The following is a 24,251-nucleotide window of genomic DNA, read 5'->3' on the forward strand; positions in this document are numbered from 1 at the left end:
TCCTAAGAAATGCCTAAATATGTTTTCATCATCGCTTTATCTGTCTTCAGTGCTTCCATCTCTCCATGATGCACCGTCTCACCGTTATCAATAATAAAAAAGCGATCACCGATTTGACTGGCCATTAAAAAGTTTTGTTCTACTAATAAAATGGTCGTTTGATCCTTCATCTGTTGAATGGATTCTGTCACCTTCTCGACTACAACTGGTGCAAGTCCTTTACTTGGTTCATCAATTAATAACAGTTCATTCTCATTTACATAAGCACGAGCAATAGCCAGCATTTGTTTTTGTCCGCCGCTTAATTGACCGCCAGGCTTGCGCCAAAATTTTTTCAGATCGGGAAAAAGCTCCAAAACCCACTCTAATCGCTTCGTTGATTCAGCATTTTCTTGCTTCATTGCGACACTCATATTTTCCCCAACAGTCAAATCAGCGAATATCCCCTGATCTTCAGGAACGAGTCCAATACCTTTATTGGCGATGATATGTGGCTTCTCATTAGCAATATTCTCACCTTCATACGTAATGGTCCCTTTAGAAACTGAATTTAGACCCATTATTGTTCGGAGTGTCGTAGTTTTGCCAGCGCCATTCCGACCAAGCAATACGTTAACTTCCCCTTCTCTAACATCAAACGAAATGTTGTGCAAAATATGATATTGATTGATATAAGCTTCAACCTGGTTTAGCTTAAGTAAGCTGTTCATCGTACATCCCCCCTAAATAGGCAGATTGAACCGTTTCATTAGCAGCGACAGCTTCGGGTGTTCCTTGAGCAATCAACTCACCATGAAACAAAACGAGCACGTCATCTGATAAATCCATAATTAAATCCATTTTATGTTCAATGAGTATGATTGTCCGGTCTCCTTCTTCTTTAATCTGCCTAATCACATCAATTATGGCTGGTACTTCCTCGAGCGACATGCCTGCGGTTGGTTCATCGAGTAACAATACATCTGTATCTAACGCTAGCAGCATCGCCATTTCCAGCTTTCTTTTTTCTCCGTGAGCTAAATTAAACGCTTTTGCGTCGGCCTTATCCAAAAGCAGAACTTTGTCGAGTAGGGCTTCTGCTTTTTGTATGAATTTTTTATAATGGAGAAAGTGAGCCACCATTTGGTAACGTACATTCGCTTGAGACTGTACCGCAAGACGAACATTTTCCAGTACGGTTAAATTTGGAAAAACATTCGTTAATTGAAAGGATCGTCCTATACCAAGTCGAGTACGTACTGGCGGCGACAACTTTGTAATGTCATTGCCTCTAAAGTAAATCGAGCCATTTGTCGGTGCTAATTGTCCACTTAGCAAGTTAAATAAAGTTGTTTTTCCAGCGCCATTCGGTCCAATGATTGACGTAAACTTTTTTTCTTCAATTTTGAGCGATACATCATGAACAGCTTGATGACCGCCAAACTTAATCCCTAATGATTGCGTTTCTAAAATCGGCCCCATCTAGATCCCCCTTTGTCTAAAGTCGGCCCCTCATTTTAAGTAGGGGCCGGCTAGTTTATTCTTGATTCATAATTGGTGGTGCCGTTTCCTCTGGGGTTAATACACGATCTAACACTGGAACAGGATAATCATGTTCATCACTTTCCTCTAATGTAATCGCGTAAAGAGACTGTAACGCTTGATGATCCTCAGGTCGAAATGTCATCGTCCCTTTTGGTGTGTCAAATTCCATACCTTCCATTACGTCAATCAGCTTTTCAGCTTTCGTATCTCCATCTGTTTTTTGCAGCGCTTCCACAATTGAAATTGCCGCTGTCATCCCACCGGGTGTAAACAAATCTGGGACGTCACCATCGAATTTTTCTTTATGTTTTTCTACCAGCCAGTCATTCACTTCATTATCTGGCAAAGTATGATAATAAACGGAGAATCCTTTCATACCAATTAATTGGTTCATCGTTCCAAGCGCTGCAATATCTGGCGCGCCTGTTGTAATTTGAATGCCTTTCTCTTGTAGCCTCATATCCGAAATCTGATTCCATGGAGAGTTCGCCCCTGCCCAAACAACGAATAAGTAATCAGGGTCTGCCTCTATGATTTTTTGAATATTAGCGGTGAAATCTGTTGCTGTTTGATCAGCATATTCCTCATGAACAATGTCTGCTCCTAGCTCTTCAGCAGCCGTTACGAATGCTGAAACCCCGTCCCTTCCAAATGAATAATCTGGTGCTAATGTGGCAATCTTCACACCATCATCAGCTATGGCAGCAGCAGCGGCAATTGCATCCTGAGTTGAGTTTCGTGAAGTTCTGAAAATGTAATCGTTGTATTCAGACCCCGTAATACTATCAGCAACCGCAGGCTCAACAATCATAATCCGTTCATACTCCTCTGCCAAAGGGGTCACTGCTAAAGTATCACCAGAGCTGGATGACCCGACGAGAAAATCGACTTTCTCATCCTCTAACAGCTCCAACGCCTTTTGGCGCGCAACTTTTGGATCGGTTTCAGTATCCTTGAAAATGACTTCAATGTTCTTACCTGCCACTTCATCCGTTCCATCTGTCGCATATTCAATTCCTAGCTCAAATCCTCTCTTCGTTTGAACACCGTATGATTCCAATGCACCTGTTAAAGAAGCCAAAACGCCAATTTTTACCGTCTCATCTGAATCACCCGACGTCCCCTCATCATTTCCGCAAGCTGATACAAACATGATCACAGCAAACATCATGATCATTAAACAGAGTGTGCGTGTTCCCCTCATGTATAATCCCCCTCTTTTTTCATAAATTGTTTTGCTATGATCATCTTAAAAGGAAGCAGTTACAAAGAAGTTACAAAACAAAAAAACCATCTCCTCCACATGATTGTTAGACCGAGATAGTTTAATAATTGAATGAAACGATTCCGTTCGTTTCTACTGTATAATAGTCTTTTCAGAAATATTTCCAGATGGAAAGTTGACGCTCACATGAACATCTACCCTAATCTTCGTATGAATCACGTATTTTCTGTGTTTGTCCCATGATGAGCTGATACATATCTTGGGTTGGTGCCATTGGCTCAACACCAAGCTCTTTTTGGAGTACATAAGAGCACTTTTCAAACCATTTAATTGCTTGCGGGCGATTATTGTTTTGATAATAACTATACATCATTAAGCGATAAGCCTCTTCCCACGTTTGATCAATTGTCAAGATCCGTTCGCACCAGTCGATACATTGTTTAAAATCGAGTAGTCTAACAGAAATCTGTGCCATTTTTTCCGCACCGTGCAAATATAATAACTGAAGTCGCTCTCGTTCACTGACTGTCCAATCCGCTAGACGCATATCCGCGAGGAAATCATCGTGATAAAGCACTAATCCCTTTTCTAATAATTCCTTTGCATACCTAGGATCTTTCTCATCCAGACCTTGTGACATGCATTTTTCAAACTGAATAATATCCAATTCAAAACCTTGATTAAGACCATAAGCACTTCCTTTTCGGGCGATAAAATAAGGTGTTTCTCGTGCTTTTCGAGCCGGTTCTAACGTTTTTAACAGCGTATTAAATGTCACCTTAAACTTCTTATTTGCAGTTTGTTCATCTTCCTCTGGCCATAATTGCTGTAAAATATCTTCTTTTAACAACATACTGTGTCGCTTTACGACCAACAAGGCTAGTAGTTCTTTTGCCTTTTCCCGCTGCCAATCTTGAGGTCCAACTTGGTTTTGACCAAGCCAGATGGTCAAAGGACCAAATGTTTGAATGGATAAGGTGTAACCAGGGTGGGTGCTCATATGATCATCTATACCCACCTCATGCATGAGACGAGAGACAGACTGTGGTTCAATTTCTAAAGTCTTTGCCTTTATAAGCAGCGGACCAATCGTTTGTAAATCTGTTGGCCCGAATATCGTGTGTTCTTTTATAAAAAAGAGATGGTTTTCGATTTGAATATGATGTAAAAATGTCGTTATTGCTGTCTCAAATGCTTCTTGCATATTTTTTTCATGGTAAGCATATGCCTGCCAAAAAGCTGTAGCCATCATAATGTATCGATCGCCACAGTCATTCATACTTTGCTGGACGTCTTCAAAAAGAGGGATTGCTTCATCGAAATGGTCATTATATATTTCCGTAATGCCTAAGCACAGTTTGATTAAAGCACTCAGCCAGCGATCATTTACGGCTTCCGTTTCCTTTAAGCCTTTTAACGCACTTTCTTTTGCACGATCATATTGACGCTGTTTACCATACAAAATTGCTAACCCCATATAAGGCTCTGCTTTTCCCCTGGATACATTAATCGTCTCCATAATATTAAGCGCCGTATAATAGCATTGCTCTGCCAAATTAATGTCATACCGATCGAGGAGCTGAACAGCATGCCCCATCCTCATCCATCCACACGCTTCGACAAAAGGTGATTGACTGGAAACACCTAGCTGAATACCGTTAGATGCTAGTTTTTTACTTTCTTCAGCGTCTCCCATAAACGCATGAATGATTGATAGAAGAATATCGGTTTCACGATGCGCCTGTGGCAAATGCTCATACGATACCGAATACGACTGTTGTACGGTTCCTTGTAAATATGTTCTCGCTTTCTCTAGGCGCCCTGTTCGTAAATATATGCGGGCTTGTAAATTACTTTCTTCCATTGGTAAATCAAGTAATTGTGCCCGATTAAACCATGATTCAGCCTTCGTAGCTTGTCCAGCGTTCAATAAATTTTCTGCCATCAGCTGATAAAGCTTGGCCATTTCTGCTTTTGATGCACCTACTCTTTCTTGAAAGTAGATCGCTTGTTTTACAAAACGCTCTGCTTTATCCGGCTGAATCGTATCTAAATAAATACGCGCCTTCCCTTCAAACGCAAGGCCGATCAAATGAAAATGACTTTCATCGTATTCAGGAATAATCCGAATCATTTTTTCATAGTGTCGTTCTGCTTCTTCATACAATGAACGATAGCGTTCAATCTCTCCTTGAAAAAAATACAAAACTGGATATATATGCTTTTGTTCTTCCGGAATTTCAGTAAGCCGTTCATACAAGCTTTGAAGTCTTCCTGTAGCAAGCATAACGAACCCTTGTTCACTAATGATTTGCGCTATCCTATCATGTTTTTCTACTTTTAGATAATGAAGCAGTGCAGCATCCCAATCCTGTTTAGCCTCAAAATAATCCGCTGCACGTATATTCAATGCCTCATATAACGCTTGATCCATTTGGCGTAATCTATTTTCTAGAAATGACTTAAATAAAGCATGAAAACGGTATGTTCGTTCATGCCCTTCTACAACGAATAAGCTTTTTTCGACAAGACTGTTCAACATCTCATCAGACTGACTAAGATCGAGTACGTTATCACACAGTTCGGCATGGAGCTCTTCTATCACACTCGACTGCAACATAAATTGCTGCAGCTGCTCTGGCTGTTTTGAGAGGACTTCAGCAGCCAAATAATCGAATAAATCCTTTAATGAAGTCTGCTTGTTTCGCCATATAGATTGAAGTGGCGTACCGGCATCAACTTGCTGAGCCAGCATATTGAACGCAATTGCCCATCCTTCCGTTAATGCAAACATATCTTCAACATCGCTCATGTCCATTTTCAAATCATACATATCCTCTAAAGCAAATGACATATCTTCTTTAGATAACATCAAATCTTTTTCTGATATCTCGAGCACATCACCTTTTACCTTCAGTGCTGTTACCATGTCCCACTGCGGTCGAGAGCGACTTGACAAAACGATACTCAAGTTCGAAGGGATATACTCCAAGATAAATTGCAGCCACGTTTCGATATCAGCCGAAGCATGAACGTGATGAAAATCATCTAAAACGAGGACAACACGTTCCTTAAGCTGAAGGATGTCATTAATAAAAGCTGATGCCAATATATAAAGGTGCTCTGTCGTCACATAAGAATGGAGGTCCGTTAATTCTTCTTTAAATTGTTTGCCAAACGTTGGATGTGTTTGTTGAATCGCATAAAAGACTTTTGTTAAGAACGGTAAAATATCTTCATCTAACCTTGATATGGAGAACCAACACACGTTTGAATATAATTGATGTGCAAACAAAGATAATGCCGTACTCTTACCATAACCTGCACCAGCAAATATGATTGAGAGCGATACCTTGGGGATCTTCAGTAGCTTTTTATTCAATTGACTTCGTTGAACATATTCCGCTCTATACGGTGGCGGAGCAAGCTGACTTTGTATAATTGGAATATTTTCAACCACTAATGACACCTCCTTTTTTATATACGCACTCAGAACACGAAAGAGAGGCTCAGCTTTCCTATTCTTTGCTCACTAACCTTATACATTTAAATTAGAATACGAGGATAATTGGAGACTGGGATTAAGTAATGGCTTGAGCGATTTTCTGAAGAACTTCAGCATACGAAGCATAAGAAAGCGCTTTTATAATTCCTATTTGTTATGTTTGTGACACCTATGTTACCCTCTTTAAAATATGAACCTAATTCCAATTGTAATCTAATCTTTGTACTCATTATAATCCGAACGATTCAACGATTCTTTAAAACTATATTAGCACCGACACATTAAAAATTCCACAACCTAAAATAATTGAACTTGGGTTGTGGTCGTTGTGACTTGAAATGAATATCAAAAATCTTTATTCTTGAACAATAATGAACGTTTTTTTCATGTCGGTTCGACACGAATCGGAGGAGTAACCCACGCTTCCTACACAAAAAAATGGGAGCACATACATCTGATGTGCTCCCATTTCGATCTTACCTCAAAATTCTTTACTTCAAACTCATATCAATAACCATTCGACCTTGTATCGTTCCATCTTCCATCTCTTGGAAAATGTCGTTAATCTCATCAAGTCTCCGTGGTTGAACGACTGGTATAACTTTGCCTTCTGCACCAAACATGAATGATTCTTCGAGGTCTTTACGTGTTCCTACAAGTGAACCGATAACCTCGATCCCATCAAGAACGCTCTTAATGATGTCTAAATCCATTTTTTCTGGTGGAAGACCTACGTTAACCACTTTAGCTGTTTTGCGAACGGAATTGACTGCTTGGTTAAAGGCTGCTTTTGATACAGCTGTTACCACTGCCGCATGCGCTCCACCGACATCTTTTTGAATGGCTTCATCAACATTCGGAGTCGTTTTTGCGTTATAAATTAAATCAGCGCCTACTTCTTTTGCGAGCTGCAATTTATCATCATTAATGTCAACCGCGATCACTTTTGCATTAAATACTTTTTTCGCGTATTGAACAGCAAGGTTACCAAGTCCACCAGCACCAAAGATTACGATCCATTCACCAGGATGAACGTCTGCTACTTTTATCGCCTTATACGTCGTCACACCAGCGCACGTAATACTTGTTGCTTGCTGTGGATCCAACTCATCGGGAACTTTCACGGCATAATCAGCTGCAACGATGCATTGCTCAGCCATCGCCCCATCAACACTGTAGCCGGCATTTTTTACATATGGACAGAACGTTTCCCGGCCTGTCACACAATATTCGCACTGACCGCAGCCTTCGTAGAACCATGCAACACTGACACGGTCGCCTACTTTCAGACTTGTTACACCTTCTGCAATTTCTTTTACGACGCCTACGCCTTCATGACCAAGGACGCGTCCTGGCACATCACCAAAATCACCTTTGGCAACATGCAGGTCTGTATGACAGACGCCACAAAATTCAATATCAACTAATGCTTCTCCGGGTTCTAACGGACGCAACGAAACTTCCTTTACTTCGACAAGCTTGTCTTTATCAGAACTAACGACTGCTGCTCTCATAATTAATCCCTCCACAAATAGTTTGCTCAACATTTCACAAAGTTTACATCTTTATTATAATATGTCTTTACTGTTCTAACAAGCAATAACCTATGTTAAATTTAATCAATAGTGATGCTGTTGTTCTTGAAAACATGACAACCATAATGTTAAAAGATCTCTCACCTCTCAAACCTTAAGTATAAGGTGGTCATAAATACTATGCGGGCCATTCTTGAATCAAACAACGTTAGTATATGCGTTAAATTTTAGATTTATGTTTTAAGAAACCGAAAAAAGGAAGTCACCTCTTTTGATAACTTCCACCTAATCATATATGAAATTTGATTTAAATATGTGCTTAAATGTTTGTGTTTATTTGTAACAATGTCATTCATCTAAGCTTATAAGCAATGAGCTATTCAACAAGTAATCAACCTCATATTTTTTAGCGAGTGACAGAATTAAGCGCAATAAAACGTCTGCTCGTACCTCATCTCGTTCAAAATAAAGCGTATTTTGCTTGTACGCTGCTTTCTCATCTTCGGTTGCATATTTTTTAAAATAACCCCACATATGCTGATATGTATTTAGGACGGAACCTTTTGTTGGCTCGATCTGTTTAGCATCATCAATTAAACGTGTTACATCCTCTATCGTACATTTTGTTTTTAAAACATTTCTCACTTGAATATAATGCGTCTGACTATGAAACATCACACCATACTTTTCACGTCTCCATAGCTTCTCCATTTCATAACGACTGCTCATAAAAGATCTCCTTTCAATACTAATTTCCACGATGCGCAGGCCAGCATGTTCATATCACATACTTTTTACTATTTCATGCTATTAATCAAGCATACCTTTTTTGTACATTGCTTCCAATATACTAGAAGATCCTAACAACAATTTCCATAAGAATGACTAAACAAGCATTATGATGTGGATATGTAAGTAATTGCCTGTTATATCTTTATGACGTATTTTACCCCTAAATATGCGTATTTGTGCTCACTAATCACGGTTGAGAATCTTTAAAAAATGAATTAGTGTTTTAATGTATGACAATAGACAGAACAATACACACACATTTTAAAAGGGGATATGTCAATGCTCACAAGAAAAAGATTTTATTCAATGCTTATAGTAGCCACCATGTTACTTCTGTTCACTGCTTGTAATACCTCTAATGAACAAGAGGAAGAACTAGAGAAGGGAACCATAAAAATTGGGATGAATAACTGGGCTGAAAATATCGCTGTGTCAAACATGTGGAAAATTTTGCTCGACGAAAAAGGTTATGACACAGAGCTGGTTCAGGTTGAAAAGGCTGTCATGTATCAAGGACTTGCCTCAAATGATTTGGATATAGGTATGGAGATTTGGCTACCTAGCACTGACCAATCATATTACGAAGAATATAAGGATGATATTGAATTACGTGATACGTGGTATAAAGGAACAGCTCTAGCGCTTACTGTTCCATCTTATATGACAGACATTAATAGTATCACTGACTTAAATGACATCAAGGATTTATTCGATTCTAATATTGTCGGTATTGATCCAGGATCTAGTATAATGAGCATCACGGAAGATGTTATAGCTGAATATAATTTAGACTTTACGTTAACAAGTGCTTCGGAACCGGCTATGTTGGCAGACTTAAATAATAAATATGACAACGAAGAACCTATTGTTGTAACGCTTTGGAAACCACACTCATCGTTCGCCAATTTGGATTTAAAAATGTTAGATGATCCAAAAAACTTATATGGAGATTCTGAAGAAATCTATTACGCCTCACGTCTTGAATTAGAAAAAGATCATCCAGATGTCGTTAAATGGTTTGATACATTTTTTCTTGAAGATGATCAGTTAGGAAGCTTAATGGCAGCTGTTGAAGGTGCAAGTTCAGAAGCTGAAGGCGCTCAACATTGGATTGACGACAATAGAGACCTTATTAATGAATGGTTCGTAGAGTGAATAGCTCTATTTGTATGATCTAACGGTAATCACAAACTGTTCTTTTGCATAGTTTTTAATTAATTCTTTTTGTTGGCCATGAGAAAGTTCTACTGGCAAAGCCACGTTGATTTCTCGTGCCAACCAAAAGCTAGTGTCTTATCAGCAGAAATATAAATTCAGTAATGAATCCGAATTTAAAGCTATTTATCAAAAGCACTCTGCAGAACGACCTAAACTATTAGAAGATAATCAAAATCAACGTAGGGCATTAAGAAATGAACGTGATGTACTAGGAAAAGCAAAATCAATCATGGAAGGTAAATTCATTCAGAAAGTTGCATCTAAGTACCCAAATCAGCCTGAAATGGCTCATATCAACTACAAGACTGCCAAATCCATTGATTCTGTCAATAAAGAAGCAGGTAGGGAAATTTCCGTTCAGGAGTTTAAAGAAGCATCTAAGAACCATAATTTTACCCCTGGACATGCCGATAGTAAGGGTAGGAGTAGCTCAGATATATTTAGTGGTATCGTTCAAGGAATTGAACAAGCCCAACGTTCAATGGAACGTCAGCAAACAGGACAAAATAGAAAAACTAAAAGTAAAACAAAACCAAAAACACTTGAAGATCAACTTGAATTATCTTAATAAAAGTCGAAATTTACTTGGCATTTTGCTGTTCCTTGATTAATTTTGTTTATAAAGTAATTAGAAATTCGATAGGTATAGAGTACCCTTTTGGAATAAAAAGGAAGGGGGGTTACTTTTTTTAAAGAATCAAGAAAGATACAAAGAAATAACAACATTATCATCAAAATTAGCATATCCAATCCTTAAATAAATCTCTGCCTTATTGGGAAAACAAATGGTTAACCGTATCGGTAACCTTATTGCTAAGTCAAGCTATGAAACTGCTTTTAGCATTGATCTAAATAGATAGAGTCCCTTATAAAATACATAAAACCACTTCCCTAAAAAAGCAAATCGGTTTTATGTATTTTATGGACTTTTTATTCTTAATAATTCAGAAGCTAAAACTTATTAATTTAAAATTAATTATAAACGGTATACGTAACTGGTATATTATTATTAGTTCCAAATGTATTTGCATTTTTCCTATTAGTAGTAGTATCAGTACCGAAATACACATCAAACCAATATCTCGAATGTATTCCAAATAAATCCCCTGTATCAGTAATGGTGAAGACACTTTTCGTTCCATAACCAGGTAAGTTTAATGCTGAATGGGTTCTTAGAGTTGTTCCAAATTTATAAATTGGATTCCTATCTGAAGAACTTTTTTGGTGTATAGCAACGGTTTCATATTGTTCGTTTGGAAACAGCATACCTCCATGCCCTTCTCTTTTCCCTACATATGCAGTAACATCTTGATTATAATGGGTAGTAGCTGCCATAGTTGGTCCAGCAAATAACACTATATTTAGTAGTATGATAGATATGGCAAAAAACACTTTTTTCATCCTGACCCTTCTATATTTTTATATAATTCACCAGTATTTGCATTAAATTGTAAACCTTTCATTTCATCCCGTTTTTTATTCCAACCAATAACATCAATAAGAATTACACTTTTATCAATATCTTTTGCAATTCTAAAGTTGTACCCTTTTGCCCAATCATCACCTGGATATAGTTCAGTGATCTCCTTTGCTTTTTTTAAAAGTTCGGGAGTATCAAATTTAATTTCCGAATTGTCTATAAAATAATTCTTTGGTATAGGTGTGTCATCTTCACTTGTTATGTCTATCGCTTTTTTAATTTCTGCATCTTGTATTTGCACTAAAAAAATCTTATTCGTGTCTGGTATGCCAAATAATATATCCCAATATCTTCGTTTTCCATCCCCCCCGGTTATCCCTTCATCATTATCAACACTTGTACCCCTATATAATTGTGCTTTCTTATCCCAATTCACTGCATTCTGGTAGGCAATAGAGATTGCCTCATTTAGGGATACTTCAACCGATAAATTTGTTGTAGCTACTGCTGATTGTTTATCATTATCTGATTTTGAATTAATACATCCACCAAGTAAGATAATAAGACTGAAAACAATCAAAATTAGACTTTTTTTCATGTGCTTACCCCAATATACTTATTATAAAAACTATTATCTCTAGTAATAATTCTACTTTGCTATATACAATTCCCTTTAAAAAATGGAAACTTTCGTTCGACAAAAATAGCTAATTTCATCAATATGCGTTATTTGTAATGTCCTGATGTCAGAGGATTGTCTTTAGGCAGAATTAGTTGTATTCACGTATGAATATCTTTGTATTCTTTTTTTGAACACATTTTTCTAATCTATAAACCCAGTAAAAGCCTTTCGCCACTGCAATAAGAAGCCGAAGCGACTGCCGATTGTCCTTTTCCTCTTGAAATGGCTTGGACAGAAAAATGATAGATAGCCATGATAAGTTCCCCCTTTCTTTTCACGAAGTGCAAACTTTAACCGAAACGGAATGGGAAGAACCGGAGATTGTTTCCGTTCTGTTTTGGAATCGCCTGAATAGGCGAAGCACTTTCGTTGCGTTAGCAACGTTGCCGACAGGCAAAGGTCTTTTGTTGCGTAGCAACCGCCACGTACACCTGTAAAGCATTCCTATTTAAAATAGTAGCGCTCTACAGACAATAAATCTACAATTGTACTTTAAAAGCCCTCCTTCATATTTCCGTAAGGAGGGCGATTGTGTGTGGTCACTGCTCTAATGTTGGTTTGACAACTCTTCCCACGAACAGTTCTTTGCCATCTGTATAGCCTTCTTCCCGATCGATGAGTTCTTGGATTAATTGACTTCGTCTCATGTTCACTCGATCAACATATTCTGAATTCGGCATCAGATTAACGCATTCATGAGGGTCCTTGACCAAATCAAAAAACTGTTCTTCACCTGTTTGTGAAAACCAAATGTATTTATCCTTGCCATCGGTAATATAATGATAGCTCTGTACTCCGTGCTCATGCTCACCATGGATATAGTCACGCCAAGTTGTATCTTCTTTTTTCCATAGTGTATACAAGCTCTTCCCGTCAACCGTTTCAGGAATAGCAATGTGAGCAATGTCCAACAACGTCGGCATAATATCTCGCAGCTCTGTCACCTGGTCCAGCTGTGTATTCTTTTCGACATTCAATAGTTGACCAGGATCTGAAATTATGAACGGCACTTTTGCACTGCCCTCATACGGCAAAGATTTTCTAAACAAGTTATGATCACCTAGCAATTCGCCGTGATCCGAAACAAATAAAATAACCGTATCATCGTAAACACCATATTCCTGCATCGCCATCAAGAAGCGACCAATTTGATGGTCAATATGAGTAATTAAGGCATAATACGCTGCCTGGGCTTGCTTTAAGCGTTGCTTAGGTACCTTACCTTTTGCCGTCACAGGATTAAGACCAGCCCGTTCCTCATCTTCTGTCATGGCCCAATCCCCAATTGGTGGATCTGATAGTTCTAAATCCTTATACATATCATAATAGACTTGAGGTGGATCAAAAGGTGGATGCGGCCTGACAAACGACATATTCAAAAAGAATGGCTTTGTCGGGTCACGCCGTCTTAGAAAATCAATTGATTGCGTAACGACCCAGTTCGTCGGATGCAAGGCTTCAGGCAAAGTCCATGGCCTAGCAACCGTTGACGAATTACAATCGAGTCCTAAATCGGTTAAATCAACATGCGCACCAGCCCGTTCACGTAGCCATGGTAAATAATCGTCGGTTTGCTCAAAGGATTCATGCGTTTTCGTCGTATGCTTAAACCGGTTGTAATGCATGTAACCGTCATGAAGTAAGATATTATGATACCCACATAAATTGCGGGTCGGATATACATGCATCTTCCCAATACATTGAGTATGGTAGCCCGCTTTGGCAAACGCATCAGGCATCGTATGCTCATATTCCCACGGCACCTTGTCCTCATATCCGACACGTCCGGTTGACGTCTGAGACATCCCTGTCAAAACAGAAGCCCGTGCAGGTACACAAGACGGTGTTGCGGCATAGGCTTGTTTAAACAGGACCCCATCACGTGCAAGCTGATCTAAATTTGGTGTATCTACGACAGGATGATCTAAAATACTTAAGCAATCTGCCCGCATTTGATCAACCATAATAAGGAGCACGTTTGGTTTTGATTCCATCATGATCCCCTTTCTTGATGATATGGTGTGTGACAACAGGCCACACACGCTTTAATGAATCACTTGACAAAAACCATTCACATAACGCACGCAAAACACTTGAATGGTCTCCCTCACACTCATTTAAACGCATCAAAAACACTGCGACCTGCCCCAATAATACCTTGCTGGTTACCGAGTTGACTCACCGTCATCCCTTGTAGAATATGCTTTTGTTCATCGATTAAATAACCATCGAGCTTGTCTTTAATCACATCTAAAAGCGTTGGATTATGGGCGATGACACTGCCACCAAAGACGATCTGATGTGGATCTAATAAACTATTAATCATATAAATGCCTTGTGTCAGTGATTCAGCAGCTTCATCAACGATCGCCTTTGCTTCTAGATCTCCATCATAATACGCAGCAAACAAGGCTTCTCCAGTCATCGTATCCGTTGCAAAACGCTCATTGGCCTGTTGCGCTAACACCGGCCCTGATGCTGCTTGTTCTAAACGTGTAACAGCCGTGCTTGTTGAAACTGGGACAAGACCAATTTCGCCAGCAAAACCAGCACCACGGATAAATTCACCATCTTGAATAATTGCACTAGAAATGCCTGTACTAACCGTCATATAAACGAATAACCCTTTTTGCAGTTGGGCTTGTTTCCATTCCGCAAATGCAGCCATGTAAACATCGTTATCTATGACAACCCGTTCTATGTTAAAAACATCTTTAATGCGTTCGACAAATGGAAAATTAGACCACGGTAAGTTGTTTTGAAAAACGGCGATGCCCTTTTCACGATCAATTTTTCCCGGAACGCCAGCACCAATGCCCCATATTTGATCCATTGATATGCTCGAATGGTTCATGAGCTGGTTGACACAACGAACCACTTGTGAAAACATCTTTTCCCGATCAGACGGGTCACTTTTAACGGTTTCTTGTTGAATGACGTCACCTTGATCATTCACAATGCCACACGCAATTTTCGTACCGCCAATGTCAATACCAATCGCATATTTCATGTTACATGCCCCTTTCTTCATAAATCCCCATGATGACCTAAAGGGTGAGCGCATAGAAAGACTCGCTTTCTAGCACCCACCCTCTAGTATTTAATTTAAACAAATTTCCGATTATAATTCCACAGTAAAACGAGGAGTCCTGCTAAACCGATTAATTGCATCAATAAAAATCCTTTACCAACAGTCCGTTGACCAAAGACGATTAAAAACATACAGAAGAAAAAGAAGACCACTTTTAAAATACGTGATACTGTTTCATTCATTTAAATGACCTCCCATACCAATTCGCTAGGCTGTAAAGTCCGGGAATGCTTCTGACCCTTTCCATCGTACACATCTGTCACCTGTACGTCATTTGAATTGTTCACGATGGCATACTTGCCGATGCTTGGATACACATGGACCTCGCAATGGACATTAGAGGCGTACCATTTGTAGAAGTCATCTTCTTTATGTGCCCCATAATACATCGCACGAAGCAGCAAGCGTGAATTGTCATGGCTGTATGGTAAACCAGAAATGTAAATGCCACGCCCGCTTCCAAATGAAGCACTTGATAGCTGGACACCATCATCTGTATGAACGATAATATCGGTTTCTTCACTTAAAGCATAAACATGTCTCATGCCTTCCCCAAAGTCATAGTTTGATATGTCTTCAGATAGAAAATGACCTGTCGTCGTTTCAGTGAAATATTTATTCGTCGACAAACCGAACCCGAGTTCTTTATCGACACCGAGCACGTTCGCCAGCTGGAAGAAGCGCCCTTCTCGATGTGTTGCAGATGGATCGCCAACACCGATAAATCCGCCACCTTGATCAACCCATGCTCTTAAAGTTGCCAGTAGCTTTTCGTTGTTCCATTTCTCTCCACCGGAAAATGCTGTCCCAACATCACCTGCATTAATAATGACATCGACATCCTTTGGCACGCCATTATTAACGACATCTTCAAAGCTGATAAACGTTACATCTACTGGTAGTCCGCTCAACGCTTCTAAAATACCATGATAGGAATACGCTTGTTTATACCATTTTCCGTGCGCGACAATATGTGTTTGCCACGTTCTTAATTTCCCCCATGCATTTAATACGGCTACTTTGAGTTCCGTGTGAGGCGTCACACCTTTGATCATGCCATGGATGTCACGGAATTCATCTGTCATATTTTCAACGTACTCAACAAACGTTGGGAATTTTGCAGCTAAGCTGAGATACCCACCGAACCCAATTCGATCAAGCGGTTTCCGCAAGAGTGCGCGTCTTGACTTTAACCAAATGTCATTCATTTCAATGACTGGATCGTTGCCTTCAAAGAATGTATCAGGGAAAAAGTAAGGTAAATAACGACCTTCTGTATAAGACACGTGTGGAATGTCAGCGATCACCCTGAGCGTCGCACCGTCTCCTACACTACCAACAACCGCATCAATTCCGGTTTGTTTAAAATAGTCACCATATGGCTCAGTCCCAATCCAGTTGTCGCCTAAAAACATCATTGCTTCTTTATCGTTGTCATGGACAATATCGACCAATTGTTTGACTTCCTCAGCAACAAAACGTTGAATGAAGTCAATATAATCTAAATACGCTTTAGAAGGCACACGGAACGTTGAATTATAATAGCCTTCGTCAACGATATCTTCTGGACGTAGACGATAGCCCTTGTCTTTAGCAAATGCTTCTAACGCTGCAACCGATACACTCGCGCCATAGCCGAACCAATCGACAAATTTCTCTTTACCTAAGTTATTAAACACTAATGTAAAATGATAGAAAAACGTCGTAAACCGCACAACATCGGTGTCAGGATTTTGGGCGAGCCACTTTTTCAAATTCTCTTTTACGAATTGATTTGAGTGAGGCTGGCGCACATCAAATGGAATATCATGTGGCTGGTCACCCCAATCATTCGTAATATGATTGTACATATGTGTAGGGTCCCACGTCATATAAGCTAAAAAGGAAACAGTGTATTCATGCCACGGTATCGCATTCTCTATGACAACGAGGTTATGATCTTGATCGACATGCCAGCTCGCTGATTCAACGACATCACCTGTCGTGCGATCAATGACTTCCCACCATTGCTTCGGATCGTGCACATAATCGGCTCTGATTTGCTCCTCGTAATAGCCTTCCAGAAACGCAATTTTAACCGTCTGATCCTTCGCCATATTATATTGTGACATCAGATAAATTTGTTGAATTTCCTCAGGATGTTGTTTAATAAACTCATTTTGACCACGCGCAACGAAATATTTGGAATAGATTCGAGCGTCGAGCTGTTTAATGTCCTCATCAAGCTTTGTGCCATCACTGTCGCGAATGGCATCAGCACCCCAGCGCGTCATTAGTTCCTTCGTTTCTTTGAAAAAATTTTGTTCACTCGGTAATGTTACTCTACCAGTTGTTTTCTGCATGGAAACCACCTATCCCTTCACGCCGCCAACGGTCATTCCTTGCGTTAACCGTTTTTGCACGATGATATATAAAATTAACGTCGGCAGCATGACAATGACCATCCCGGCATACATCGGTCCATAGTTCACGGCTGCCCGTTCAGCTGCTAATAAGTTCAATAGTCCAACCGGCAATGTTTTGTGATCACCCGGCATTAACGTCAAAGCTAAAATATATTCATTCCAAAACAATAAGAAGTTAAATAGAATGACGATCGTAATACTCGGTGCCGCCATTGGAAGCATGACGGAAAACATCGTACGGAAATAGCCTGCACCATCAATACCTGCTGCCTCTTCAAAGTCAGACGGCAATGTCTCAAAGTAACTCGACAAAAGAAATATTGTAAACGGTAATGCTGTTGAGGCATAAATTAAAGCGAGCACAACGCGATTGTTTAAAAACAAGCCTTCATCAAGCAAAGTGCGAATACCGGAATCCCAGCCTAGAAGCATAAGGAAAATCGGAACAGCGATATAACTGACATTAATGAATAGCCCCGCTTTAACAAAAGAATTGAGGAAACGACTACCCGTAAACTTAAAACGCGACAGCACGTAAGCAGCAGGAAGTGCGACCACGAGCAAGAATACAAGTGCTAACGCCGTTACAATGACGGAGTTTAATAAATAGGATCCCATTTGCGCTTCTTGAAATGCTTCGATAAAGTTCTGGAAATAAAAGCCTTCAGGTAATGCCCACGGATTACTATAAAACTCTTTATTCTCTTTAATCGACGCTAAAAACACCCAAGCGACAGGGATTAAAATTGAAATTGCAAGACCGATTAAGGCTACAACGATAAATATTTTAAAAAGGGTCTCAGTACGCATACCTTTTGATTTGTTCATCACTCTATGCCTCCTTAATACTCAAGCACGTCACGTTTCGTAATGCGACTAACAATCGCTGCCAAGACAAATGAGAACGTAAAGACAACAACACCAATCGCCATCCCGTAACCATACGTCGAGTTTCCGTAAGCTTGTGCATACATATAAGACAGAAATACTTCCGTTGATCCATCTGGACCGCCACCAGTCATCGCCTTAACGAGCAAGAAGCTTAAGTTAATCGTACTGATAATGTAAAACGTGAGTGTCGTGCGAATGTTATTCCAAATAAGTGGCAATGTAATACTCGTAAACTGTTTTAATTTCCCGGCACCTTCTAAAGAAGCCGCTTCATAGTAGCTTGCTGGAATACTTGCCATACTTGACATATACATGACCATGTAATAGCCGATCGCTTGCCATACGAGCGCGCCTGCAACACTATAAATAACGATATCATGATTCCCAAGCCACATTTGCTTTAAGCCATCGATACTTAAAACGTCGAACACACTATTTAACAACCCACTTTTAGGATCGTAAACAGCAGAGAATATCCCAGCAATAACAACAATTGATAAAATGTTAGGAATGTAAAACACAATCCGGAAAAAGTTCGTTCCTACGATTTTTTCCTTTGTTAAGATTGCCGCAAAGAAAACCGCTAGAACGAGCGTAATAATCGCAACCAGCACAATTAATAAAATCGAATTCTGAAATGATTGGATGAAGTTCATGTCATTCCATAAAATTTTAAAGTTATCGAGCCCGACGAACTCTTTCGTGTTAGATAGTCCTCCCCAGTTGTATAAAGACATGCGAAACACTTCAAAAGTCGGGACAACCATAAATAGAGTAAATAAAATGATGGCCGGTGATATACAGACCGTAATAAATATATTTCTGGACATTTTTTTACTCACTGTGCTCACCTCTCTTTAAGAAAATAAGGCGGCTAATCTATTACAGATGGTTGCCGCCTTATTGATTGTTTCATTCAATTAATCGTACATGTTTAGTTCATAGCAGGTCGGAGCTTACCACTCACGTCTTCAAGGTCTTTTTGCCATTGCTCGACGGTAATTTTTCCAGCCATGATGCTGTCGACTTTACCATACAATTCATCACTTATGCTTGCTCCTGGTACAGGCTCAGTTGAAGCAAATGTACCCATTGCTGGTAAAGCACCTTCTTCATAAATGCTGTAGAATAACTGTTGTTGGTCTTCTAGCTTCTCAACAATACCGTCAATCGGTTGAACAGCTCCAGCTTCTAGGAATGTTTCAGCAGCCTCATCAGAGTAGAGGTATGATAAAAATTCTTTTGCTGCTTCTTTTTGTTCTGCTTGTTCTGGAATCCAAATTTGTTCAAAGAATGTAAAGGCGTAACGATCCGCACCTTCTTCAAATGCTGGCACAGACATCATGCCCCATTCAAATCCGTCTGCTCGAGGTGCTTCTTCCATTTCACCAACGACCCAGCTACCGTTTGGCATAAACAACGCTTCGTTATCTAAAACGAGCTGCTGGTTTTTCGTGAAATCGTTTGGATTCGCATTAGCTACTGTATTTGGGTGTGTATACTCAGCTAATTTTTCAACCGTTTCCAATACTTGCTGTGCTTCATCTGTGTTCCACACGCCTTCTTCATACGTCATAGCCGCATTAAACAGATCTGGTCCACCTGCAGCATATAACATAGAGCGCATCAATGTATCAAAGTAACCCGCAATTGGGTATGTGAATAATGAGATGTCTTCTTCTTTTGCTTTTTCACCAAGCTCCCACATGTCATCCCATGTTTCTGGAACATCCCAGCCTTTTTCTTCAAACAATGCCGCATTGTAGAATAGGCCTGTTGGGCTATAGAACATCGGTGCTAAGAACGTATTCAAGTCACCGTATGGGTTTGTTGCTAGCGTATCTGTAAATCCATCAAGGATCTTTTCTTCAACTGAAATGTCTTCACCATAAACATTCATGCTCAAAACATCATTTAAATTTTCAAGTGCATTTTCTTTAATCATTGTTTCAGTTAGAGCTTGTTCTCTATCCGTTGCAAGTAAAAATACGTCAGGGTAATCTCCAGCTTGCATTTTAGGACGAATTACTTCTTCAATGTTTTTTTCGATCGTTAATTCAATCGAAACGTTTTCATTTGCAGCCTCATAATTAGCAGCAATGTTTTCCCACATCTCTTTACCATATGCTGATTCCAAAGCTGCAAGATGAAGTGTGACCTTTTCCTGATCGTCTCCATCTGCACTACCGTTTGAATTATTATCAGCACCAGCATCCTCGTCACCACAACCTGCTAGACCGATGAACAACAAAAGTATCAACGCGAACAATACACTTTTTAATTTCATCATACATAACCCCCTGGTTAGTTTTAACTACACTTTTATCGTACAGTTCATGAAGCGCTTTCACAATAAACATATTGTTGGTTTTTTTAGGTTTATTGCTTTTTGATTATGTAGATAGTAAAATAACAGACATACGACACAATTAATCGCTTACATGCCGATCATAACGGCTAAACGGATTTTTGCTACCTATTTAAAACTCTAACAATTGGAGTGAATTCGATGGCACATGAAGTGTATAAATTAAATGATTTACCTGAAGTCGATCTTGCCTTCAAACTATTGTATATCACACACTCTGAATATGATAAAGGCTGGCACAGCACGTCACATACACACCATTTCACGGAGCTATTTTATATCGTTAAGGGAAAAGGTGCGTTTGTTTTGCCGACACATGAAGTTCCGGTCAAGGAAAATGACCTTGTCATCATCAACCCGAACGTTGAGCATACGGAAAAATCAAATCCGAAAGATTCACTTGAATATATCGCATTAGGAATTGAAGGTATTTCCTTTTCCTTACCAAGGAATGATTCGCAAATCGGATTGTTTACCTATCAGGGTGATCGCGACGATATCTTATTTTATTTAAATAAGATTATTTATGAAATCCAGCACCAACGCATGGATTATGAGCTCATTTGTCAAAATATCATTGAAATCCTCATCGTTAAGCTGCGTCGCGCCAAAAATATTAAAGTTCAAAACAACAATGCCCAACAAATGCGGCAAGCGGTTGCATTTGCAAAGCATTATATTAATCAAAACTTCCGTGAAGACATCACGCTCGATGCCCTAGCAAAAGCGTGTAACATCAATAAATATTATTTGGCACATATTTTCAAGGAAGAGATCGGTATCTCACCTATCGGCTACTTAAATCATGTGCGTATTAAAGAAACGCAAATTCTACTCGAAACGACGGATCATACAATCGCTGAAATAGCGAGTTTTATCGGCTTTTCATCACAATCCTTTTTCTCACAAGCCTTTAAAAGAGAAACCGATCAAACACCATCTGGCTATCGAAAAAATGCCCGCAACCAAAGCGCCCTTAAACAAAAAAAATCAACTCAGAACAAACGTACACAAAAAAAATTATAGCTCGTAAATTTCCAAATAAAAAGACTTGACTTATATGTCAAGCCTTTTTATTTGATACACCTTTCATTGGTCATTCAAGTGCTGGATAAACCGTTTGAAGGCTGCGTCGTTTTTGAAGACACCTGCATCCTCTAAGACTCGGGCAAACTTATTGCCGAGCTCTTTTTCAATCACAGCATCCGCTTCTGCATCGTCCTTTAACGTCCCGTACATAGCCTTCAGTTCATTCGTCCACGCTTGATGATAGTCTGGCACATCACTATGACGACCGAGCAATTCATGTTTGACCTCTTCCAACTCAGCCTTCAATCGCGCTGGTAACACCGCTAATCCCATCACTTCAATTAAACCGATATTTTCTTTCTTAATATGCTGCACATCCTCATGTGGGTGGAAGATACCCATTGGATGCTCGTCACTCGTACGATTATTCCTGAGCACAAGATCTAGCTCATATTGACCGTCACGCATCCGCGCGATCGGTGTAATCGTATTATGTGGCGTGTCACCCGTAAAAGCTGCGATCTCTGCATCAGGATCACTCCAATGCTGCCACGCCGCTAAAACATGATCCGCAGCGGCTACCAATTCGTGCTGATCGCGACATTGTAAACGCATCACACTTAACGGCCATTCTATGATACGAGCCGTTACATTAGGAAAACCATTCATCTCAAAGGCAAACGCCTGTTTTGCCCGTGTCATCGCAAACTCATAGTGCCCCGCCTGATAATGGTCATGACTTAAAATGGAACCGCCAACAATTGGCAAGTCTGCGTTTGAGCCAATAAAATAATGAGGGAACTGTTCAATAAAAGCGAGCAGCCTGGCAAATGTTGTCCGGTCAATCTTCATATTCCGATGTTCTTCACAAAGCAAAATACTATGCTCGTTATAGTACACATATGGAGAATACTGCAAATACCAATTCTCCCCTTGGAGTGGGACTTGAATAACCCGGTGATTCGCACGTGCCGGATAGCCTATCCTGCCAACATAGCCTTCGTTTTCTTTACAAAGGACACATTTAGGATAGTTGACGTCTGTTTTCATTTCCCGTTCCCGCTTGATTTGCTCTGGGTCTTTTTCTGGCTTTGACAAATTAATCGTAATGTCAAGCTCACCATAAACCGTATTCGCCTTGAAATGAACATTCTTCTGAATGCGATTCATCTGGATGTAGTTGCTATGCTTACTTAAATGATAAAAATAATCCGTCGCTTCTCTTGGTGATTGGTCATATTTTTTATAAAACGTGTCGTGAATGGTAGAGGGATGCGGCATAAAGATGTTCATAACATTTGCCATGAACATTTCCTTATCATCGAACACATCTTCAATAACGTCGTGCTCAATTGCATAAGCAACGATCGCCTCAAGAATATTAGGGATCGAATCGTTCGTCGCATTAGGAACATGTTCTGGAACGTGCTTTATATCGAGCATATGGAATAGCTGATTTCGCACATAAACGTGATCCATCTCTTCGATTAAACCGACATCCGTGGCACGTTCGATTAAGCCAGCGATATGCTGATGAATCATTCTGTCTCACCCGCTTTATAGCCCGTCGGATTGGCCTGATGCCATTCCCAGGCATCCTGCATAATCGTTTCAATTGAAGTCCGCGTTGGATTCCAGCCTAGGATACGCTTTGCTTTATCAGACGATGCAATGAGCTTCGCAGGGTCACCAGCTCGGCGCTCACCGATCTGTTCAGGTATCGCTTCTCCAGTGATTTTCCGGGCGGCATCAACCATTTGCTTGACTGAAAATCCTTGACTACTTCCGAGGTTGAAAATGTCACTTTCTCCGCCGTTTCGCAAATAATTTAAGGCAAGAATATGCGCCTGAATCAGGTCATCGACATGGACATAGTCACGAATACACGTCCCATCTTCTGTTGCATAATCATCGCCAAAAATCGTGATATGGGAACGCTGTCCAAGTGCTGTTTGCAAAATAATAGGGACGAGATGTGTTTCAGGACGATGATCCTCGCCAATTTCACCAGACTGTCGAGCCCCGGCAACATTAAAGTATCGCAAAGACACATAATGAATGTCATGTGCTTTAGCGGCCCATTTCATCATTTTTTCCATGGTTAGCTTCGTTTCCCCATACGTATTCGTTGGGTTTGTCGGCATCGTTTCGGTAATTGGCACAGCTTCAGGCTCACCGTACGTTGCAGCTGTTGAGGAAAAGACGATAAACTTCACGTCAAATTCAACCATGACTTGTAATAATACTTGTGTACCGTACACATTGTTATCAAAATAAACCAGTGGCTTTGTCATCGATTCACCAACAAGTGAATTCGCTGCAAAGTGAATAACGGCTTCAATGGATTCCTGTTCAAAAACACGTCTTAAAAATGCAATGTCTTTAATATCACCTTCATAAAAGGTCGCCTCTGGATGTACGGCTGCCTTATGACCTGTTTGGAGATTATCAACGACGACGACATTAACGTTTTGATCAATGAGCTGGTAAACGGCATGTGAGCCGATATAGCCGGCACCACCTAAAACTAAAACACTCATGTATCTTACCTCCTTAGCGTGAATGA

Annotated in this window: 21 protein-coding genes; 3 read left to right on the forward strand and 18 right to left on the reverse strand. The window is 39.9% G+C overall.

The features are described from left to right. Positions 1 to 2 precede the first annotated feature (2 nt). From HPC67_RS11820 to HPC67_RS11845, 6 genes are all read right to left on the reverse strand, one after another. Complete coding sequence (locus HPC67_RS11820; RefSeq protein ID WP_217588192.1) at positions 3 to 710, reverse strand: ABC transporter ATP-binding protein; 708 nt, start codon at positions 708 to 710, stop codon at positions 3 to 5. Continuing rightward, positions 694 to 1,461, reverse strand: a complete 768-nt coding sequence (locus tag HPC67_RS11825) for an ABC transporter ATP-binding protein (RefSeq protein WP_217588194.1) — start codon at positions 1,459 to 1,461, stop codon at positions 694 to 696. Before HPC67_RS11825 ends, HPC67_RS11820 begins: the two co-directional genes overlap by 17 nt. 55 nt (positions 1,462 to 1,516) lie before the next feature. After that, positions 1,517 to 2,677 carry a substrate-binding domain-containing protein gene (locus HPC67_RS11830; RefSeq protein ID WP_246570041.1) on the reverse strand — a complete coding sequence of 387 codons (1,161 nt, stop codon included), beginning with the start codon at positions 2,675 to 2,677 and terminating at the stop codon, positions 1,517 to 1,519. Positions 2,678 to 2,948: 271 nt separating this feature from the next. Then, entirely contained in the window at positions 2,949 to 6,209 is a 3,261-nt protein-coding gene (locus HPC67_RS11835; RefSeq protein WP_217588203.1) for an AfsR/SARP family transcriptional regulator, read from the reverse strand. 536 nt (positions 6,210 to 6,745) lie between these two features. Further along, positions 6,746 to 7,768, reverse strand: coding sequence for an alcohol dehydrogenase AdhP (gene adhP, locus HPC67_RS11840; protein WP_217588211.1), 1,023 nt, complete (start codon positions 7,766 to 7,768; stop codon positions 6,746 to 6,748). A gap of 369 nt (positions 7,769 to 8,137) precedes the next feature. Continuing rightward, a complete protein-coding gene (locus HPC67_RS11845; protein WP_217588212.1) occupies positions 8,138 to 8,518 on the reverse strand; it encodes a YbgA family protein in 381 nt (126 codons plus the stop codon). Between the two features lie 342 nt (positions 8,519 to 8,860). Between HPC67_RS11845 and HPC67_RS11850 the strand changes: the two genes are divergently transcribed. After that, a complete protein-coding gene (locus HPC67_RS11850; protein ID WP_246570032.1) occupies positions 8,861 to 9,736 on the forward strand; it encodes a glycine betaine ABC transporter substrate-binding protein in 876 nt (291 codons plus the stop codon). Between the two features lie 6 nt (positions 9,737 to 9,742). Here HPC67_RS11850 and HPC67_RS16020 read toward each other — a convergent pair whose 3' ends face one another. Next, positions 9,743 to 9,841, reverse strand: a complete 99-nt coding sequence (locus HPC67_RS16020; RefSeq protein WP_217588216.1) for a MobA/MobL family protein — start codon at positions 9,839 to 9,841, stop codon at positions 9,743 to 9,745. Between the two features lies 1 nt (position 9,842). Here HPC67_RS16020 and HPC67_RS11860 point away from each other — a divergent pair, with 1 nt between their 5' ends. Further along, the gene (locus HPC67_RS11860) at positions 9,843 to 10,367 is read left to right on the forward strand and encodes a hypothetical protein (RefSeq protein WP_217588218.1); all 525 of its coding nucleotides are present in this window, start codon (positions 9,843 to 9,845) and stop codon (positions 10,365 to 10,367) included. A 404-nt stretch (positions 10,368 to 10,771) separates the two neighbouring features. Here HPC67_RS11860 and HPC67_RS11865 read toward each other — a convergent pair whose 3' ends face one another. The 9 genes from HPC67_RS11865 to HPC67_RS11905 form a co-directional block, all read right to left on the reverse strand. Further along, a complete protein-coding gene (locus HPC67_RS11865; RefSeq protein WP_217588219.1) occupies positions 10,772 to 11,200 on the reverse strand; it encodes a hypothetical protein in 429 nt (142 codons plus the stop codon). Further along, complete coding sequence (locus tag HPC67_RS11870; protein ID WP_217588220.1) at positions 11,197 to 11,817, reverse strand: hypothetical protein; 621 nt, start codon at positions 11,815 to 11,817, stop codon at positions 11,197 to 11,199. The genes HPC67_RS11865 and HPC67_RS11870 overlap by 4 nt, the downstream gene beginning before the upstream one ends. Before the next feature lie 623 nt (positions 11,818 to 12,440). Beyond that, positions 12,441 to 13,895 carry an arylsulfatase gene (locus HPC67_RS11875; protein ID WP_217588222.1) on the reverse strand — a complete coding sequence of 485 codons (1,455 nt, stop codon included), beginning with the start codon at positions 13,893 to 13,895 and terminating at the stop codon, positions 12,441 to 12,443. 119 nt (positions 13,896 to 14,014) lie between these two features. Next, on the reverse strand, positions 14,015 to 14,911 hold the full coding sequence (locus HPC67_RS11880; protein ID WP_217588223.1) for an ROK family protein: 897 nt from the start codon (positions 14,909 to 14,911) through the stop codon (positions 14,015 to 14,017). 95 nt (positions 14,912 to 15,006) lie between these two features. Continuing rightward, positions 15,007 to 15,174, reverse strand: a complete 168-nt coding sequence (locus HPC67_RS11885; RefSeq protein WP_217588224.1) for a DUF6903 family protein — start codon at positions 15,172 to 15,174, stop codon at positions 15,007 to 15,009. Then, positions 15,175 to 17,334, reverse strand: a complete 2,160-nt coding sequence (gene gnpA, locus HPC67_RS11890) for a 1,3-beta-galactosyl-N-acetylhexosamine phosphorylase (protein ID WP_217588231.1) — start codon at positions 17,332 to 17,334, stop codon at positions 15,175 to 15,177. 9 nt (positions 17,335 to 17,343) lie between these two features. Then, the gene (locus HPC67_RS11895) at positions 17,344 to 18,225 is read right to left on the reverse strand and encodes a carbohydrate ABC transporter permease (protein WP_217588232.1); all 882 of its coding nucleotides are present in this window, start codon (positions 18,223 to 18,225) and stop codon (positions 17,344 to 17,346) included. A 14-nt stretch (positions 18,226 to 18,239) separates the two neighbouring features. After that, positions 18,240 to 19,118 carry a carbohydrate ABC transporter permease gene (locus HPC67_RS11900; RefSeq protein ID WP_246570044.1) on the reverse strand — a complete coding sequence of 293 codons (879 nt, stop codon included), beginning with the start codon at positions 19,116 to 19,118 and terminating at the stop codon, positions 18,240 to 18,242. A 104-nt stretch (positions 19,119 to 19,222) separates the two neighbouring features. After that, positions 19,223 to 20,578, reverse strand: coding sequence for a carbohydrate ABC transporter substrate-binding protein (locus HPC67_RS11905; RefSeq protein WP_246570033.1), 1,356 nt, complete (start codon positions 20,576 to 20,578; stop codon positions 19,223 to 19,225). Between the two features lie 219 nt (positions 20,579 to 20,797). Between HPC67_RS11905 and HPC67_RS11910 the strand changes: the two genes are divergently transcribed. Beyond that, complete coding sequence (locus HPC67_RS11910) at positions 20,798 to 21,682, forward strand: AraC family transcriptional regulator (protein WP_217588236.1); 885 nt, start codon at positions 20,798 to 20,800, stop codon at positions 21,680 to 21,682. Positions 21,683 to 21,745: 63 nt separating this feature from the next. Here HPC67_RS11910 and galT read toward each other — a convergent pair whose 3' ends face one another. Both galT and galE read right to left on the reverse strand, forming a co-directional pair. Next, the gene (gene galT, locus HPC67_RS11915) at positions 21,746 to 23,227 is read right to left on the reverse strand and encodes a UDP-glucose--hexose-1-phosphate uridylyltransferase (protein ID WP_217588239.1); all 1,482 of its coding nucleotides are present in this window, start codon (positions 23,225 to 23,227) and stop codon (positions 21,746 to 21,748) included. Beyond that, a complete protein-coding gene (gene galE / locus HPC67_RS11920; RefSeq protein ID WP_217588240.1) occupies positions 23,224 to 24,225 on the reverse strand; it encodes a UDP-glucose 4-epimerase GalE in 1,002 nt (333 codons plus the stop codon). The genes galT and galE overlap by 4 nt, the downstream gene beginning before the upstream one ends. Positions 24,226 to 24,251: the final 26 nt, after the last annotated feature.

Origin of the sequence: Lentibacillus saliphilus, assembly GCF_019093865.1 — a bacterium.
Taxonomy (GTDB): Bacteria; Bacillota; Bacilli; order Bacillales; family Amphibacillaceae; genus Lentibacillus_B; species Lentibacillus_B saliphilus.